This is a genomic window from Novosphingobium flavum (assembly GCF_014230315.1).
Lineage (GTDB): Bacteria > Pseudomonadota > Alphaproteobacteria > Sphingomonadales > Sphingomonadaceae > Novosphingobium > Novosphingobium flavum.
The window spans coordinates 115489-133380 of sequence record NZ_JACLAW010000005.1 but is presented as its reverse complement, the minus strand read 5'-3'; the positions used below and the strand labels follow the sequence as shown (position 1 = coordinate 133380).

General features: G+C 67.3%; 12 protein-coding genes and 1 riboswitch. Of the genes, 4 read left to right on the top strand and 8 right to left on the bottom strand.

Annotated elements, in window-relative coordinates:
• Window position 1: 1 nt before the first annotated feature.
• From H7F51_RS07705 to H7F51_RS07695, 3 genes are all read left to right on the top strand, one after another.
• Window positions 2-2218, top strand: coding sequence for a beta-glucosidase family protein (locus H7F51_RS07705; RefSeq protein ID WP_185663667.1), 2217 nt, complete (start codon window positions 2-4; stop codon window positions 2216-2218).
• Between the two features lie 86 nt (window positions 2219-2304).
• A riboswitch (cobalamin riboswitch) is annotated at window positions 2305-2525 on the top strand.
• Window positions 2526-2816: 291 nt separating this feature from the next.
• Window positions 2817-5141 (top strand): 5-methyltetrahydropteroyltriglutamate--homocysteine S-methyltransferase, encoded by a 2325-nt coding sequence (gene metE / locus H7F51_RS07700; protein WP_185663666.1) that lies wholly within the window; start codon window positions 2817-2819, stop codon window positions 5139-5141.
• A gap of 173 nt (window positions 5142-5314) precedes the next feature.
• Window positions 5315-6559, top strand: a complete 1245-nt coding sequence (locus tag H7F51_RS07695) for a LysR substrate-binding domain-containing protein (RefSeq protein WP_185663665.1) — start codon at window positions 5315-5317, stop codon at window positions 6557-6559.
• Window positions 6560-6583: 24 nt separating this feature from the next.
• Here H7F51_RS07695 and H7F51_RS07690 read toward each other — a convergent pair whose 3' ends face one another.
• From H7F51_RS07690 to H7F51_RS07665, 6 genes are all read right to left on the bottom strand, one after another.
• Window positions 6584-6730, bottom strand: coding sequence for a hypothetical protein (locus H7F51_RS07690; protein ID WP_185663664.1), 147 nt, complete (start codon window positions 6728-6730; stop codon window positions 6584-6586).
• A 26-nt stretch (window positions 6731-6756) separates the two neighbouring features.
• Window positions 6757-8226, bottom strand: coding sequence for a prolyl oligopeptidase family serine peptidase (locus H7F51_RS07685; RefSeq protein WP_185663663.1), 1470 nt, complete (start codon window positions 8224-8226; stop codon window positions 6757-6759).
• A 38-nt stretch (window positions 8227-8264) separates the two neighbouring features.
• Window positions 8265-9590 carry a hypothetical protein gene (locus tag H7F51_RS07680; protein WP_185663662.1) on the bottom strand — a complete coding sequence of 442 codons (1326 nt, stop codon included), beginning with the start codon at window positions 9588-9590 and terminating at the stop codon, window positions 8265-8267.
• A gap of 3 nt (window positions 9591-9593) precedes the next feature.
• Window positions 9594-10919, bottom strand: a complete 1326-nt coding sequence (locus H7F51_RS07675; RefSeq protein ID WP_185663661.1) for a hypothetical protein — start codon at window positions 10917-10919, stop codon at window positions 9594-9596.
• 14 nt (window positions 10920-10933) lie between these two features.
• Complete coding sequence (locus H7F51_RS07670) at window positions 10934-11473, bottom strand: heme-binding protein (protein ID WP_185663660.1); 540 nt, start codon at window positions 11471-11473, stop codon at window positions 10934-10936.
• A gap of 92 nt (window positions 11474-11565) precedes the next feature.
• Entirely contained in the window at window positions 11566-14484 is a 2919-nt protein-coding gene (locus tag H7F51_RS07665; protein WP_185663659.1) for a TonB-dependent receptor domain-containing protein, read from the bottom strand.
• 411 nt (window positions 14485-14895) lie between these two features.
• On the opposite strand from H7F51_RS07665, the gene H7F51_RS07660 reads away from it, so the two are divergent.
• The gene (locus tag H7F51_RS07660; protein WP_185663658.1) at window positions 14896-16059 is read left to right on the top strand and encodes a LysR family transcriptional regulator; all 1164 of its coding nucleotides are present in this window, start codon (window positions 14896-14898) and stop codon (window positions 16057-16059) included.
• A 113-nt stretch (window positions 16060-16172) separates the two neighbouring features.
• Here the strand turns inward: H7F51_RS07660 and H7F51_RS07655 are convergent, their stop codons facing one another.
• Complete coding sequence (locus tag H7F51_RS07655) at window positions 16173-17003, bottom strand: ABC transporter permease (RefSeq protein WP_185663657.1); 831 nt, start codon at window positions 17001-17003, stop codon at window positions 16173-16175.
• Between the two features lie 17 nt (window positions 17004-17020).
• Entirely contained in the window at window positions 17021-17833 is an 813-nt protein-coding gene (locus H7F51_RS07650) for an ABC transporter ATP-binding protein (protein ID WP_221774054.1), read from the bottom strand.
• Window positions 17834-17892: the final 59 nt, after the last annotated feature.

Here is a 17892-nt window from a genome sequence, read left to right as displayed (position 1 = left end):
CATGCCGAACACAATCCGCGCCGCGGCGCTTGCCACCTGTGCTGCCTGCATCCTCGTGCCTGCGCTGGCCTCAGCCGCTCCCGATCCCCGTCTTGATCTTGCGGCGGAAAAGCGCGCCGAGGCGACCGTTCGCCAGATGACAAGCGCTGAAAAGACGGTGATCACCCACGGCATCATGCCGCTGCCCCTTGGCGGCAACCCGCCGCCGATCCCGGCCGATGCCGTGCCCGGCGCGGGCTATATCGCCGGGATCGAGCGGCTGGGTATCCCCGCGCTCAAGGAAACCGACGCCAGCCTTGGCGTATCTTACGTGATGGGGCTGCGCAAGGACGGGGCCACGGCCCTGCCCTCGGGCGTGGCGCAGGCGGCGAGCTGGAACCCCGACCTCCTCCGCTCGGGCGGGGCGATGATCGGTTCGGAAGCGCGGGCCAAGGGCTTCAACGTACTGCTGGCCGGCGGGGTGAACCTGACCCGCGATCCGCGCAACGGCCGCACGTTCGAATACCTGTCGGAAGACCCGCTGCTTTCGGGAATGCTGGTCGGCGCGGCGATCCGGGGCGTCCAGTCGAACAACATCATCTCCACCATCAAGCACTTCGCCCTGAACGGGCAGGAGACGGCGCGCAAATATGTCGACGTGAAGATTGCCGAGGGTGCCGCGCGCGAAAGCGACCTGCTGGCCTTCAAGATCGGGATCGAACAGGGCCAGCCCGGCTCGGTGATGTGCGCCTACAACAAGGTGATGGGCGAGCAGGCCTGCGCCAACGACTGGCTGCTCAACAAGGTGCTCAAGCAATCGTGGGGCTACAAGGGCTTCGTCATGTCGGACTGGGGCGCGGTTCCCGATCTTGGCGCGGCGATCAAGGGCCTCGACCAGCAGTCCGGCGCGCAGCTCGACCCGGCGGTGTTCTTCGCCGACCGGCTGGCGGCCAAGGCGGCGGGTGACCGGCAGTGGCAGGCGCGGCTGGACGACATGAACCGCCGCATCCTGACCGCGATCTATGCGACCGGAGTGGACAAGCATCCGGTGACGCCCGGCGGCAAGATCGACTTCGCGGCGAACGGGCTGGTTTCCGAACAGGCCGCGCGGCAGGGCATCGTGCTGCTCAAGAACGCGAACGGCGCCCTGCCCCTTGCTGCCACGGCCAAGTCCATCGCGCTCATCGGCGGCTATGCCGATGGCGGCGTGCTTTCGGGGGCCGGTTCCAGCCAGGTCCACGGCGAAGGCGGGCCGGTGGCGGTGCGCGCGGTCAGCGGGACCGGGGTCTGGGCCTCGTTCATCGCCCAGCAGTACCACCGCTCCAGCCCGCAGGATGCGATCAAGGCCCGCGCGCCGGGGGCCGCGATCACCTTCCGCGATGGCCGCTACATCACCGATGCGGTGGAGAAGGCGCGGCAAGCACAAGTGGCCATCGTTTTCGCCACCCAGTGGATGACCGAAGGCCTCGACGTACCCGACCTGTCGCTGCCCGACCGGCAGGACGACCTGATCGAGGCCGTGGCCGCCGCCAATCCCAACACGATCGTCGTGCTGGAAACCGGCGGTCCGGTGAAGATGCCGTGGCTGGACAAGGTCGCGGGCGTGATCGAGGCGTGGTATCCGGGGGCGCGCGGCGGCGAGGCGATTGCCTCGGTCCTGTTCGGCGAGACCAACCCTTCGGGCCGCCTGCCGATCACCTTCCCCCGCGACGAGAGCCAGCTGCCGCGCCCCAAGCTGGACGGCAGCGACACGGTGGAGCCGAGCTTCACCGGCGATCCGGCCCACCCCGGCGACAGGCTGACGACGGATTACGACATCGAAGGTTCCGACGTGGGCTACCGCTGGTTCGCGCGCAAGGGCGAGAAGGCGCTGTTTCCGTTCGGCTATGGCCTGTCCTACACCACTTTCGCCGCCTCCGGCCTGAAGACCGATGGGAGGACCGCGAGCTTCACCGTTGCCAATACCGGCCAGCGACCCGGCGCCACGGTGGCGCAGCTCTACCTCGTCTCGCGCGGGGGCGAGCGCAAGGTGCGCCTCGTCGGCTTCCGGCGCTTGGACCTTGCGGCCGGGGCGCAGGGCAAGGTCGATATGGCGATCGACCCGCGCCTGCTGGCGGACTGGCGTGACGGCGGCTGGTCGCTTCCGGGGGGGCAATATGCCTTCGCGCTGGGCGAGAATGCCGAGAGCCTGGGCGAGCCGGTTACCGTGAAGATCGCCGCTCGCCGCTGGAAGGATTGAGGGCCGAGGTGCCTTGGGCCGATCTCCGGTCAACACGGATATAAAGATATCTTTATATCCGTGTTGACATTGGCGCGGCGATGGTGTGCATAGACTGCGTCAAGGTTCCCTGCCCCAGGCATGGCGGCAGGGCTAAGACGGGAAGCCGGTGATGCCGTTCAGGCAGATTCCGGCGCTGCCCCCGCAACTGTAAGCGGCGAGCGGCGGTTCCATTTCGTGTCACTGGCGTCCTGCACGGATGCCGGGAAGGCCGGAACCGACGCGTTGACCCGCAAGCCAGGAGACCTGCCTTCGACGCCAAAACGTTCCTCGGACGGGGGTTCCTCCGGTGGATCGCGCGATTGCAACGCGCCGGGACCTGACGCCCCGGCGCCTTTGGTGTTCGCGCGCTCTCCCTTCGGCACTTCCGCCCGCCAACACAGGTGATCGGTTGATGTTACCAGTCTTGCGCCGATCTTGTTCGTTCCGACGAATGAGTTGGCGCGTCGTGCCGGCGAGACCGATCCTCGCCTGACGCGGCGCGCGCACAAATCCAGGCAATCCTTTTCCGAACCGACATGACGGACCGGCGACCGCGCTGGTCCGAAGGAGATTTCGCATGCCCGTTACCACCGCCAGCCTTGGTTTTCCCCGCATCGGCGCCCACCGGGAACTCAAATTCGCAACCGAGGCCTTCTGGGCCGGCAAGCTTGACGAAGCCGGTCTGCTCGAGAAGGCCAGGGCCCTGCGCGCGGCCAACTGGAAGCGCCAGAAGGACGCCGGGATCGAGGTGATCCCGAGCAATGACTTCTCGCTGTATGACCAGGTGCTCGACACCAGCGTGATGGTGGGCGCGGTGCCGCAGCACTATCGCCACCTTGGAGCGGCTGACTCGCTGGAGGTCTACTTCGCCATGGCGCGGGGCACCCGCAGCGAGCCCGCCGCGGACCATGGCTGCGCTCATGGCCATGACAGCGGGGCCGACGTGCGCGCGCTGGAAATGACCAAGTGGTTCGACACCAATTACCATTACATGGTGCCCGAAGTCGGCCCGGATCAGGCCTTTGCCCTTGGCACCCGCAAGCCGGTCGATCACTTTGTCGAAGCGTTGGCGCTGGGGCATCACACCCGCCCGGTGATCCTCGGGCCGGTCACCTGGCTGCTGCTGGCCAAGTCCACCGTCGATGGCTTCGATCCGCTGACGCTGCTGCCCCGCCTGCTGCCGGTTTACATCGAGCTTTTGCAGCGGCTCGTGGCAGCGGGGGCGGACTGGGTGCAGGTGGACGAACCGGCGCTGGTGCTGGATCTGGGCGACGAGGCCCGCGAGGCCTATCGCGTGGCCTACCGGGCCTTGGCCGGAGTGGCCGACGCGAAGCTGATGCTGGCGACCTATTTCGGCGCGCTGGGCGACAATCTGGGCCTTGCGCTGGACCTGCCGGTGGCGGGGCTCCATGTCGATCTTGTCCGCGCGCCGGAGCAATTGGCGCAGTTGCTCGACAAGGCGCCCGCCGATCTCCTGCTCTCGCTGGGCGTGATCGATGGACGCAACGTGTGGAAGGCCGATCTGGCCGGGCTGCTGGGCCGCTATGAGCCGGTCGTTCGCGGGCGCGCGGCGGTGCAGATCGCGCCGTCCTGTTCGCTGCTGCACACGCCGATCGACCTGGCGCTGGAATCCGAGCTTGATCCGCAGGTTGTGGAATGGCTGTCCTTTGCCGTGCAGAAGCTGGGCGAACTCCACGTGTTGGCACTGGGGTTCAATCACGGGCCGCGGGTGATCGCCGACGAGCTTGCCGCGAACGAGATTGCGATCGCGCGGCGCCGGGCCTCATCCCTTACCAACAATGCCGCGGTGCGCGCCCGCGTTGGCGCGATCACCGAGAAGGACAGCCGGCGCGGCGAAGGCCTTGCCCAGCGCATCGCGCGGCAGGAGGGGATTCTCAATCTGCCGCCGCTGCCGACCACCACGATCGGCTCCTTCCCGCAGACCGGCGAGGTCCGCAAGGCCCGTGCCGCCCATGGCAAGGGCGCGCTGGGCGGCGCGGACTATGACCGGTTCCTGCGCGAGGAAACCGAACGCGCCATTCGCTGGCAGGAGGAAATCGGGCTCGACGTGCTGGTCCATGGCGAGTTCGAGCGCAATGACATGGTCCAGTATTTCGGCGAGCAGCTTTCGGGCTTCGCCTTCACCAAGGCGGCCTGGGTGCAGAGCTATGGCTCCCGCTACGTTCGCCCGCCGATCATCTATGGCGACGTGGCGCGGCCCGCGCCGATGACGGTGAGTTGGTGGGACTATGCCCAGTCGCTGACCGGCAAGCCGGTGAAGGGCATGCTGACCGGCCCGGTGACGATCCTGCAATGGTCGTTCGTGCGCGACGATCAGCCCCGCCGCGACACCTGCCGCCAGATCGCGCTGGCCATCCGCGACGAGGTGAACGACCTGGAGGCGGCGGGCGCCCGGATCATCCAGATCGACGAGGCGGCCCTGCGCGAAGGCCTGCCGCTGCGCCAGGCCGATTGGCCGGCCTATCTCGACTGGGCCGTGGAAGCCTTCCGCCTTGCCGCATCGGGCGTGGCCAGCGAAACCCAGATCCATACGCACATGTGTTATTCGGAGTTCAACGAGATCATAGCCGCGATCGGCGCGATGGACGCCGACGTCATCTCGATCGAGACGGCGCGATCGCGGATGGAACTGCTCGACGCTTTCGCCACCTACCAATACCCCGGCGACATCGGGCCGGGTGTCTATGACATCCACTCGCCGCGCATCCCCACCGTGGACGAGATGGCGGGGCTGCTGGCCGGCGCGAGCGAGCGGTTGCCCGCTGCCCAGCTCTGGGTCAATCCCGACTGCGGCCTCAAGACCCGCAAGTGGGAGGATGTGAAGCCCGCGCTGGTCAACATGGTGGCCGCAGCCAAGGTCGCGCGGGCCGGGCTCTTCTGATCGTACCGGGATGGAACGTGGCATCGCGCCCGCTCCATCCCGGCCCGACGTCTGCCGCGCGCCGCCAGCCCCGCCCATCGACGCGCCCCGGCGAACCCTAGGGTCAGGACCCTAGACCCGGAGCGCGGCTTGCCTTATCGGAGAAAGACCAGTTTCTCACGAAGCGGATCGCCGTGCGGCAACCATCGACGACAGACCTGCGCCCCATCGAGCTGGCGGACGGATCACCCAGCATCCGGCAGGTCGCGCTGCTGGCCGCGGTGGCGCGCCTTGGCAGCATTCAGCGCGCTGCCGCGACGTGCAACCTTTCCCAGCCCGGCGCCACCCAGGCACTGGCCCTGCTCCAGCGGCGGGTCGGTGTTCGCTTGCTGACGCGCGGCACGACGGGTTCGGCCCTTACCCCGGCCGGAGAACTGTTCCTGGCCAGGACGGCCGCTCCGCTCGAAGATGCCGCCGAAGCGATCGCCCGCCTCGGGGTGACGGATGCCGGGAAGGCGCTGCACAATCTCACGCCCGTCCATCTGCGCCTGCTGACAACCTTGCTGGAAACGGAAGCGCTGGACCGGACCGCGCAGGCCCTCGGTTCGACCGAAAACGCCGCACGCCGCACGGCCCATGCAATCGAGGCTCATCTTGGCAAATTGCTGGAACGCACGCCGGCCGGCGTCCGGCTCACCGCCCTCGCGCAGCCCTGCGCCCGGGCGCTTGCCATGCTGGCGTGCGAAATCAAGCTTGCCGTGCGCGAGGTGCGCCGCGCGACTGACGATGATGCGAACAGGCTGGTGGTCGGCGCGGCCCAGGCATTCGGCAATCGCCTGCTGGCCCGCGTCCTGATCGAACTGGCCGACGAATACCAGGACGCACGGGTCACCGTGCTGCGCGAAAGCCCGGCAGAACTGGTGACCAGGCTGCGGGCGGGCGAAGTCGACCTCGTGGTCGGCGATGTGGGCGAGGTTGGCGGCGACCTGGCCAAGATCCGCCTCGTCGCCACGCCCTATTTCGTCTTCGCCCGGCCGGGACACCCACTCAACCGCTCGACGGACATTCTGGTCGAGGATCTGGCGCGCTTCGATTGGGTCGGGGGAGCCACCGGCTCCGCGCGGGAGCAGGTGCGCACCACCCTGTTCGCAGAGGCGCCCTCGCCCCGCGTCGTCTTTGCCGCCTCGGAAGGGGCTGTCGTCGGCCACTTCGTCGCGGGCAGCGATCGCCTCGCACTGATGACCGAGCACGAGAGCCGGTGCGGCGGGCTCGCGCTGGGCAAGCTGGCCTTTCCGCCCATCGATGCCGGGCTGGGCATCGACGTGGTGTGCCGGGCCGATCGCCAGCCATCTCAGCTCCATCAGAAACTGGTGCAACTGCTGCGCGAGCATCTTGACGCAGGTCAGACCGGCCCGGCGCGCGAACGCCACGCGGCCTGAGCCAGCGGATCGAGGCGTGGGCGATCAGCCCGCCGCCGCTTCCATCACCTTGGCCGACCATTGCGGCCGCGGGATCAGGGTCGCCTTGGTCAGCGCGAGGTTGTTGGCGCTGGCCAGCCCGAGGAACGACAGGGAGGCGGTGTTCCGGAACAAGGCCAGGGCGAGGTTCACCGTGAAGGCCCAGCGACCTCCCGCGCCTATCGTTTTGCCTGTCGGAAGAGCCAGTCCCGGGCCGCGCGGATGTGGAAGAACTTGCGCGCCGAAGCCATGTGATCGACGCCCTCGAAGGTGAGGAAGGTGATGTTGCCGCCCTTCGCCAGATAGCCGTCAACCTGAGCGCCCAGCTTGCGCTGATCATCGACCGGAAAGATCAGCGCCGGGTCCAGCCGCTCGGCCGGACGGGTCACCTTCGCGCCCGCCTGTTCCCACACCGGCACGCAGCGTTCGTTCCACGGCGTGGCCTTGCTATCGCGGCTGCCGGTGATGATCAGCAGGTTCTGGTCAGCCAGGGTGACGACATCGCCGGGGCGCTGCTGGCCGGCGATGATCAACCCGGCGGCAAAGGTCTTCGGATGCTTCGCCATCAGCCAGAGCGAGGTCATCGCGCCCATCGACCAGCCGGTGCAATAGACCCGCGCGGGATCGATCTTCAGGACCTTGTCGCGCCGATCCTCGAGGTTCGGATTGCCGAAGTTCCAGGTGTTGGTCAGGAGCGTCTCGACCAGCCGGTAGGTGTTTTCGACGTCGGCCGTGTGTTCCCAGTAGTCGTTCAGGGTCGTCCGCTCATAGCGCGGGGTGATCACCACGCATTCGTGCCGGTCCTGCTCCTCCGGCAGGCTCCAGATCGAGGCGATGCACTGTTCGGTCAGGGTCTGGGCGCAGGTGCCGTCGTAGCTCGTGCCCGAGTGGGTGATCGCCAGAACGAGGGGATAGGCCTTGTTCTCGCCGCCCGGCTTGAGGAAGGACTTGGGCAGGTAGATGCTGTATTCCAGCCAGGCCGAGCGGCTATCGTCCCACCACCAGTGGTTCTGCTCCCACGCATCGACGCCCCGGATGATCACGCTGTTGCCGCGCGGGCCGGCGTTGCTCCATGCCTTGTCGCTGGCGGCGTAAGTGGCGCCTCCCTTCGTGCGGACGCTCTTGTTTTGCGACAGGATCACCCTGTCGCTGTCGGTCGTCGGGATGCTGAGATCCGGATCATGGCCGAATTCGGCGATCACGAACCGGCCGGGAATGCTTTTCCCGTCCGCCCGCAGCCCTGCCTGGGCGCTGGTGTAGATCGCGGACACCGGGCGCGGCACGGGGGCCGCGCTCGTGGCGTTCTTGTCGGCCGCCTCGGGCATGCCCGGGAAATAGCCCTTGGCCGCGGGCACGACGCCGGCGGCGTAGGTATCGAGCGCGAGGCTGGCCGGATCGATGTCCGCGTCATACTCGGCCGCGATGCCGTAAACCTTCTCTCCGCCACCAGTGACTTCGCACAGGGCATGGACGCGCTGCAGGCCGGGGGCCATCGGCTTGCCATCGCCATCGGGTTGGCCGGCCGATGCGGCCATGAATCCGTTTCGCTGCTGGGCGAGTGCCTCCTGAAAGATCGGGGCTCCCGCGCAGGCCGTGCCAGCGACGATGGCCCCCGCCTTGACGAACTTCCTTCTCGACACCTTGGGCACGGAGGCCCTCCCGTTGCGAGGCGGGCGCTGTGTCATGGTCACTTCGTCCCGGCCCCGGCCGACTTCTTCATTGCGGCGAGTTCCCCGAGGATGGCCGCACTGAGCGCTTCGGCGCCGCCGGGGGCGTAGCCGGAATTCATCGCCTGATAGGTGATCGCCTTGTAGCCCGCCGCCGAGGCAAGATACTTGGCCCCGCCGTTGACCATGTTGAGCACCAGCGTGTGCCGGAACGGGGAACGGCGACGGATTTCCATCCCGGTCGCCGCGTCGAGCTGGACCTGGGTGCCGACCATCACGCCGTCTCCGATCCGGGCGATGAAGTACGGGGCATCGGCCTTGCCGGTCACGGTGAATTCATAACTGCGGGTCGGCTTGATTTCGGCCAGCGTGGGCGGGCGGCGCTTGGCCGGCAGGGACACCGTGCCCGAGGCGAGCGACAGTGTTGCCGGTGCCGCCGGCGCGGCGGCGCGCGCGGCGCGAACGGCCTCGGCCCCCAGCCGTTCGCCCTGCATTTCGGCCAGGACGAAGCCCTTGTCCCCGATGTCGACGCGGGTCATGTGGCCCTGACTGTCGTAGACATTGCGCACGGCAGTATAGGCCGGCCCCTGATCGCCCGAAGCGCCGGTCACGAACATGGCGACCGCATCGCCGCCCAGCAGCGCTTCCGCCCGGCGCGCGGCATTGCCGCCCAGATCCCCGGTGACGCCCTTGCCGCCGCCCGTTCCGCCCGTCTGGTCCATGACCGAAGACTGGACCGGGTAATTGGCGAGGATGCCGATGGGCCGGCCATCGCTGCGATCGAGCCGGAGCACACCGAGCCTGCGGTCGATCACCCCGTGGTCGTTGCTGCCGAGCCACCAGCCGTCCGCCATTTCGACATTGCGGTTCACGTTGACCGTGCTCTGCCCCTCACCCCAGGCGATCCGCGCCGGGGCCAGGCTTGCGCTCGCCCGGCTGGCGGCGGACGCGATCGCAGCGTCCATCGCGGCGCGATACCGCTCGAGCCCCGGCTCGGGCCGGTTCATGAAGATGTGCGGGGCGGCAAAGTTGGCCGCGGCCACGACCCAGACATTGGCAGCAGGGGTCTTCGTGAGCCGGGCTACCGTCTCGCGCGTCGCGGCGAGCAGGTCTGCGGCGATTGCCGTCTGGTCCAGCACCGTGATGGCGAAGCGGGTCTTGCCATCGTCGAACAGCAGCACCCGCACCATGAGACCGTCGTGGATCGCGGTGAAGCCGTCGATCGGCAGCATGTCGGCGGTCAGGCCGATTTCCGCGCGGCCCATGCCCGCGGTGAGATCGGCACCTGCCGGAGCGGCGACCGCCGCGGAAAGAGGCATGAGGGCAAGCAGGAGACGTTTGGTCATGAATTAGCGATCCAGTTGGCGAAAAAGGGTCGTGAGGCCATCGACGATGGCATTTTCGGCGCAGCCGCGCGCCACCGGGGAACCGTTTACCTCGAAGGTCGGCCTATCATAGGCCGCGTCGTCGACGATATAGCCGATCCGGTCGTTGACGTTGGTGGCGAACACGGTCCGCATCAACGGCGTCTCGCGCATCAGGCGGCGATAGATCGGGGTGACGACCTCGCCGCCGACCCCGCCGATCGCAATGTCGCCCAGCAACAGGGCGCTGAGCTTCACCGTCACCTCGGGTGAGGCGTCGGCTGAAATCGTGGCCATCTGGCCGGCTGTAACCTTGGTCGGGCAAGCCGTCTCGCGGGTGGCTGCGCGGATGCGCACGGCGGCGTCGGCCGGGTTGATGCCTTGGGCCAGGCGGAGGACCTCGGCGCCGAGCAGGAAGCCCTGCGCTTCCATCGCCTTGAACGCGCGCTCGCGGAAAGCCGCGCTTTCCGGCCGAGGCTGGCCCAGCGAAACAATCGGCACCTGCTCGCCCGCCGCGCCCATCAGGAACATGGCGACGACGCCGTCATCTCCGTAAGTCTCGATATGGCGTTCCGCCGCGCCGGCCAGGTCGTCGGTCAGGTACTTGAGGCCGAAGGTGACCGTGGAATGGACGCCGTAGGCAAAGAGGATAGCGATCGGCTTGCCGTCGGCCCCGTCGATGCGGATCACCGGCAGGCCGTCGTCCGAAATGCCGTCAGGGTCGGTGCCGAGCCCCCAGCCCTTGCCGGGGGTATAGACATCGCGGTTGACGTTGATGTCCAGATGGCCGCGGGCATAGCCGAGCCGCGCCGGTCGCAGCGCAGCCTGCGTGGTCTTTATCGCCGCGAGGACCTTGGCATAGACCGTCTCGCTGTAGGCGAAGGATTCCGCCACCGGCCGCTGCGCGTGGGTGCCGGGCGAAATGCCGCCGATGCGCGGCGCGCTGTGGTTGTGCGTTGCGGCGAGCAGGATGTGGTCGAAAGGTATCCCGGTCTCCTGCTCGATCCGGCGCCGGAAGGGCGTCATGTCGCCCACTTCGGGCACGTCGAAGGTAACGACCAGCGCCCGGGTGGCGCCATCGGCGAGCAACAGCAGGCGGGCGTGGATCGGATCGTGGACCGCCACGAACGAGCCGCCCCCGAACGGGTTGAGGTTGGTCAGGTCCGCCGGAGTGATGTCGATCCGGGTGGCGGCCGCGCTGAACAGCGCCGAAGCAGGCGGGGACGACGCCACCGGCTTTGCGAAGGCTCCGCCCGAAGCGGCAAGCCCGATGGCGCTGGCGGCCATGGCGATGGTCCTGATCAGGCGCACGGTCGGGCCAGCCTTCAATTCGCCGCGGTTTTCCACTGGGTCCGGCTCAAGGCATCGAGCGCGCATTCCTCGTCGATCGCGTGCCCTCCGCCGACTGCGAGCACGGCCACGAACTGGCCGCCGCGGAACAGGGGCAAGCCGCCGGGCGAGAAATAATAGCGCTCATCCTTGCCGAACTCCGCCGCGAAGGCTGCGTCGGCCGCAGCCTTTTCACGCAAGGCGCGGGTAGACATGCGGAACCGCAGCACGGCCGCCGTCTTGCGCGCGGTGGAGGTGAGCCCGATCGTGTTGCCCCCTTCGGTCGAAACTGCGGCGCGCATCACGCCATTGACGTCGGTGACCACGGCGGCCGCGCGTTCGCCGCGCTTGTCACAGGCCATGACGGAATCCCGCACCAGCCCTAGCGCCTCATCCCGGGTGATCAGGTTGGCGGCTATGACGGGATCGGCCGCGCGCGGCGCGGTGGCCGCAGGCGGCGGGGACTGCGCCGCGGCGAGCGCCGGGACGAGCGACAGCATGATGAGGCTGACCGGGGCGGTGAAGTGACGACGCATCCTGCGCGAACCTTTCGTTAGCCTCAGCCCAAGGCCGGACCATGAAGAAACAGGCCCCGCGCGGCCGGGCGGGCCGCGCGGGACAGGGAGGGTCAGAACTTGAAGCGGACGCCGGCCGTGAAGTAGCGGCCGATCACGTCGTCACCGAGCGCGAACTCACCGAACTGGCCCGGATTGGCGTTGCCCCAGAAGCCGGCCTGCGGCGGCGCGGTGTTGAACAGGTTGGCGACGTTGAAATAGACCTCGCTCCGCCCGTTCGCCATCTTCGGCGCGAACGACACGCCGACATTGGTGTAGCCGACCGAGCGGATGTTGGGCGAGGAGACCACGACCAGCGGGCTGGAGTGGAACTTCAGCGACGAGCGCCACCGCTGCATCAGGTTTACGGTGATCTGGTCAGACGGCTTGAAGGTGAAGAACCCGGTCACCCGCCACTTCGGCGTGGCCTGGATCCCGTTGGTGCCGAAGGCCACCCCGCCATAGTCCTGCACCACCGGATCGCCGGTCCGCATGAAGCGGATGTGCGGCTGATAAGTGGCGAGCAGGCGCACCGAAGCCGGGTTGCCGAACAGCTGCGGCTGCCAGTTGGCCTCGAAGTCGAAGCCGTAGGTGGTCTGCTTGGCGACGTTGATCGGACGCTGGTACCATGCCGTGACCGCATTGGCCGTGCTGGTCGCCTGTGGGTTGCTCGGATCATAGATGCCGAGGCCGCGCACGATCAGGCTGCACAGCGGCGAGGTTCCCTTGCTGGCGTAGCAGATGTCCTGCTCGGCGGTGGAATTGCCCTGGACGAGGAAGATGAAGTTATCGACCTTGATGTCGAAATAGTCGACCGAGAAGCTGAAGTTGCGCGGCGGCTTGAACACCGCCCCCAACGTCAGCGTGTTGGCGATTTCCGGCTTCAGATTGGGATTGCCGCCGTTGTAGGTCGGGGTGTTGAAGATACCCACGTCGGCGCCGCTGATCCGGTCGGTAAAGTTGGTCAGGGTCAGGGTGTTCGGGCGGAACAGTTCGTCGATGTTCGGCGCTCGGAAGTCGCGCGAACGGGTGGCGCGCAGGGTCAGCCAGTCAGCCGGTTCCCAGGTCAGGCCAACCTTCCACGTATTGGCGTTGCCCGACAGGTTGTAGTGCGCGTGACGGTAGGCAAGGTTGAGGTCGAGCGTCTTGAAGAACGGCGCGTCCTTGAGCAGCGGAACCTGGCCTTCGACCGCCAGCTCCGTCACCTCGATCGCCGACTTGGGCAGGTTGTTGACCGCGGCGTTGGAATAGATGCCGGCATTCGGGTTGCACCCGCCGTTGCCTGAACTGACGCCGGGAAGGACCCCCGTGCAGTTGGTCAGCGTTGCCGAATTGCTGGGATCGGCCGCGAGCGCGCCCGAGATCACCTCGACCGAGTTGCGCCGCCATTCGCCGGTGAAGGCAAGGCGGACGGGCCCGGCCCAGGTCGAGAACGGCGAACCGGCGATCGATCCCGTCACGTCATCCGAATGCAGGTTGGTGCGCCAGCTGGCCTTCTGGACGATGTAGTTGATCGCCGCCTGGCTGGCACTGCCCACCCCGAACGGATTGAGCGGAACGCAGCCGGCATAGACCGGGTTGGTCGCCGCCGCGCGGCAGACCGCCTGTCCGCCCACCAGCACGGAATCGAGCGCGGCCCACAGCCGGCCCTGGTTGATCGCCGCGTTCTGGCTGACGTCGAACCGCGCGCCGGCGCGGACGTAGGCGAGGTCGAGGTCCCAGTTCGGCCCGAGCTTGCCCTGCAGCCCGGCCACGGTCAGCAACTGGCGCGAGGTCGCCTCCAGCGTGCCGCGCGGAAACTCGGTGAAGATCTTGCCGAGGCTGAAGGTGCTGGACGAGCCCATCGCGGTCACGACCGAGGGATAGAGCTGGTTGAGGAAGGCGTTGTCACGGCTGATCGCCATGTTGAAATTGGTGTAGTAATTGACGATGCCGACGCTGTGGTTCTCGGTCCCGGCGGCCGAGACATAGACCTTGAAGTCGTCGCTCAAATCATAGTCGAGCCGGGCATAGGCCTGCTTCAGCTCGAGCGCGGCGCGCAGTTGGCCGTTGTAATAGCCGCCGTCGCCGCCGATCTCGAAGGCCTGACCGGTGGGGATGGTGCCGCCCTGCCCGGTCTTGGTGCCGTGATTGAAGGCCACGAAGGCGCCACCCAGGAACTGCATGTCGTTCAGCGCGCCGCCGTTGATGCGGCCACCGAAAGTGGCGTTGCTGGCCCGGGCGCCGATCACCTGAAAATAGGGCGAGGCCGCCGTGCCGGAGCCCTGCAGGGTGCGCACGTCATTGCCCCAGGGGCGGGCGAACTTGCTGTCGATGCCATCGTCGTTGCGGTATTGAACGCTGCCCATGATGTGGCCGCGCCCATCGGCAAAGTCGGTCCCGCCGGCCAGGCCGAGGTCATAGCTGCGCGCATCGCCGTAGGTGGAGATGCCCATCTGGGCATTGGCCTTGATCCCCTTGAACGCGGTGTCGGTCACGAAGTTGACCGCGCCGGTAATGCCGTCCGAACCGTAGACGGCCGAGACGCCGCCGGTCACCACGTCGACCCGCTTGAGCAGCATCTGCGGGATCGTGTTGATGTCGACGAAACCGTCCGGCGTGCTCGGCGGCATGCGGTGGCCGTCGAACAGCACGAGGGTGCGGCCGAGGCCCATGTTGCGCAGGTTGATCACGTTGACCGCGTTGGCGCTGGTTGCCGGGGCGCCGGCGGCGCCGCTGGTGCCGGTGTTGCTCGCCTGGGTGCGCGGGCCGGAAAAGACCGGCAGGTCGTTGATTGCCTCGGCCAGATTGCCCGGACGGGCGGCCAGCAGGTTCTCCGTGGTGACCACTGTCAGCGGGGTCGGGCTGTCGTTGCCGTTCTGGATGACACGCGACCCGGTAACGATGATTTCCGCGGAACTGCTATCGGCCGCGGGTTGCTGGGTTTGGGCGTGGGCCGGATGGGCCACAACGACCAGCGCTGCCGACGCGCACAGCATCGCCTTCAATTTCATGATGTCTCTCCCCCTGAATGCCCGCAGCCGTTTGCCACGTGGCGATGCGTGTGACCTAAGCCCTCCGCGGGCCAAACAGAAATTCGTTATGCGCTCTTATTGATAATTTTGTTGAACGACGTCAGTCAGCCTGGCCGACGGCGACCTGCCCACAAATGTCTATATTTCCTACGCTTTCGTCATCACACCCGCAGAACGCGGACTGATATGGCCGAAAGCGCCCCTCAATGCCTCTGCCATCTAATTTATCTATTATGCCTCATAATGAATTTTCTATCCCTCTCCAGAACCCGCATGGACACGACAATATTGTGTGGCAATCATGCGAACTTTGGCGCAGGGAACGCGGGCTCAGACGAGCGTTGATGAGGAACGATGGCGAGCCACGGGGTGCAAGCAGACCAGTCGATGGTGAGCGTGAGGCAACTCGTGCTGTTCGACGCCGTGGCCCGCCACGGCACGCTCAAGCGCGCCGCCGCTGAATTTGGCCTCTCGCAACCGGCCGCCACCCAGTCGATCGCGGCACTGCAGGAGCGCAGCGGGCTCGACCTGATAGAGCGGCGCGGCCGGCAGAATGTCCTCACCGCCGTTGGGGAGGCACTGCGGCAAAGGCTTCCCGCCACGCTGGCCCGGCTCGAGCAGGGACTTGCGGAGCTTGGCGCCGAAAATCCGCGGCGAGCGTGCTGGCACATCACGCGCGCCCAACTGACCCTCATGGCCGACCTGCGCCGCCTTGGCACACTGGAACACGTGGTGGCCGCAATGGGCGCGGAGCGCCGGGCCGCATTGCGGGCCGTGCGCACGCTCGAGGCGCAAGTGGGCTCACGCCTGCTCGAGAGTGCGGGGGGCCAGACCGAGCTCACCGGGGCGGGCATCATCCTGGCCGACCGGCTGGGCAACATGCCGGACGAGATCGACATGATCGTCCGCGACCTTTCCAGCCTTGCAGACGGCTCCCGCCCTGCCCTGGTGGTCGGCGTGATGCCCGATCCCGGCACGGCGGGCCTCGACGCGGTGGTGCTCGGGCACCTCGAAGCCGGCTTCGACGCCCAGCTCGTCATCGTCGAGGGACATCTCGACGATCTGGTTGGCAGGCTGATCCTCGGCAAGGTCGACCTGATCGTCGGGCATGTCCCGGATCAGGACCGTAAGGAGCTGACCTGGCGCGTGCTCGAGCGCTCCTCCTTCGTCGTCGTCGCCCGCAAGCAGCATCCGATGGCCGGGCGCCGCGGCGTCCCGCTCCACGACCTGGTCGGACAGACCTGGCTGCTCGGGTCCGCCGGGAGCGACCGCCGCAAGGCGAGCGACATCCTCTTTGCCGGCAGGGCCCAGCCGCGATGCCGACTCGTTACAGCGGCGGCCCCGCTGATGACCCGCGTCCTCGCGGGCAACGATGACCTCGCCATGATGACCGAGCGGGAACTGGCCGCCCGCAGCCAAAGCCTGTGCGCGATAGCCCATGACGCGCCGCGGGTGGTCGTGACGATCGGCTGGGCATGCCGGCACGATTGGGTGCCGACGCCCGCGCAGGCCGACTTCATCAGTCGCCTCGAGTCCGCCTTTGGCGGCGCCTAGGGCCTGTCCCGTTCAGCTGGAGGCGGCGGGGGCGGGGGCGGGGCAAAGCAGGGCCTCTGCCCCCCTCTCGAAGCCCCTCGCCCCAAGCCGCATAACTGGCCCGGCCTCCCCGCTCAATCGTCGTTCCCGCGCCATGGGGCGAAGAATTCTTCTGCCCTGCGGACCATCATGGTCAGGCCGATGCCGAGCAGCATCAGCATCAGGATCGGCACGAACATCGAGGCCGTGTCGTACTGGTTGCCGTACTTGACGATCATCGCGCCGAGGCCGGTGATCGCGGTGAAGAACTCGGCCACGACCATGCCGATGATCGCGCGGCCGATGCCTAGGCGCAGGCCGGTCATCATGTAGGGCACCGTGGCTGGCAGGATGATCTTGAGGAATATCTCCCGCTCGCTGGCCGCAAAGGCCGTGCCGACGTCGATCAGTGCGGGCGGCACGTTGCGCACGCCGGCGGCCGTGTTGATCAGCACCGGAAAAACCGTGAGCAGCGAGACGATGAACAGCTTGGCCATGTCGCCCAGGCCGAACCACAGGATCACCAGCGGCAGGATCGCCACCAGCGGGGTCGAATAGAGCGCGTTGACCAGCCAGTCGGTCGCCGCATCGACCAGCTTGTAGCGGCCGATCAGCAGGCCCAGCACGAGGCCGATGGCCGAGGCGCTGACGAAGCCGATCACCAGGGTGCGGATCGAGCTGCCGAGCGCCTCGATCAGCTCTCCGCTGGCGGTGAGCACCACGGCAGCCCGGAAGATCGCGCTGGGGTAGGACATGAACAGCGGGTTGATCTGGCGCCCGAAGAATTCCCACGAGCCGAGCACGAGGGCGATCGAGGCAAGGCGCACGATCCAGATGATGCTCCGCGCGCGCGGCGGCGGGCCGAGAATCTCTACCTCCGCTTCGTTGTCCAGGGGCTGGTCGAGCGGGATGGCGGGCTGGGTCATGATTCCTCCGAGCGCGTTCATGCGGCCACCGCGGGCGCAGGGGTGCGGATGAGTTCCCACATTTCGGCGCGAATATCCTGAAACAGTGGATCGCCGCGCAGTTCGGGCAGTTCGGGACGGGGATGCCGGAACGGAATGTCGATGATCTTCTTCACCCGCCCCGGCTTGGCCGCGAGCACGACCACCCGGTTGCTGAGGTAGATCGCCTCGTCGAGATCGTGAGTGACGAACAGGGTGGTCTTGTGCGTCTCGGCCTGGATGCGCAGCAGTTCAGCCTGAAGCACCTCGCGGGTCTGCGCGTCAAGCGCGCTGAACGGCTCGTCCATCAGCAGGATTTCCGGGTTGATCGCCATGGCGCGGGCCAGACCGATGCGCTGCTGCATCCCGCCCGAAAGCTGGTGCGGCAGCTGGTCGGCGGCATGGGACAGGCCGACGAGGGCGAGCAGTTCGTTCGCCCGCTGCGCGCGCTGGGCGCGGGTCAGGTTCTGCAATTCGAGGCCGAACTCGATGTTCTGGCGCGCCGTGCGCCACGGCAGGAGGCTGGCCTGCTGGAACACGAAGCCCCGGTCGCGCCCCGGCTTCTTGACCGGGACGCCATCGACCTCGATCGCGCCGGAATCGAGCCGGATCAGCCCCTGCACGATGCGCAGGAGCGTGGTCTTGCCGCAGCCGCTTTCCCCGATGATCGAGACGATCTCACCCTGCCGGACGTCGAAATTGACGTTCCTGAGCACGTTGATGAACTGTTCCTGCCCATCTGCGCCGGTGCCACGCAGGCGGAACGACTTGCAGACCCCTTTCAGGGATAGTTTTACAGGGGCTTCACCCATCTCGGCCATCCTTGTCCCTAATCGTTGTTTCGTCTTGTTATCGTGCGGGCCGGCGCGCG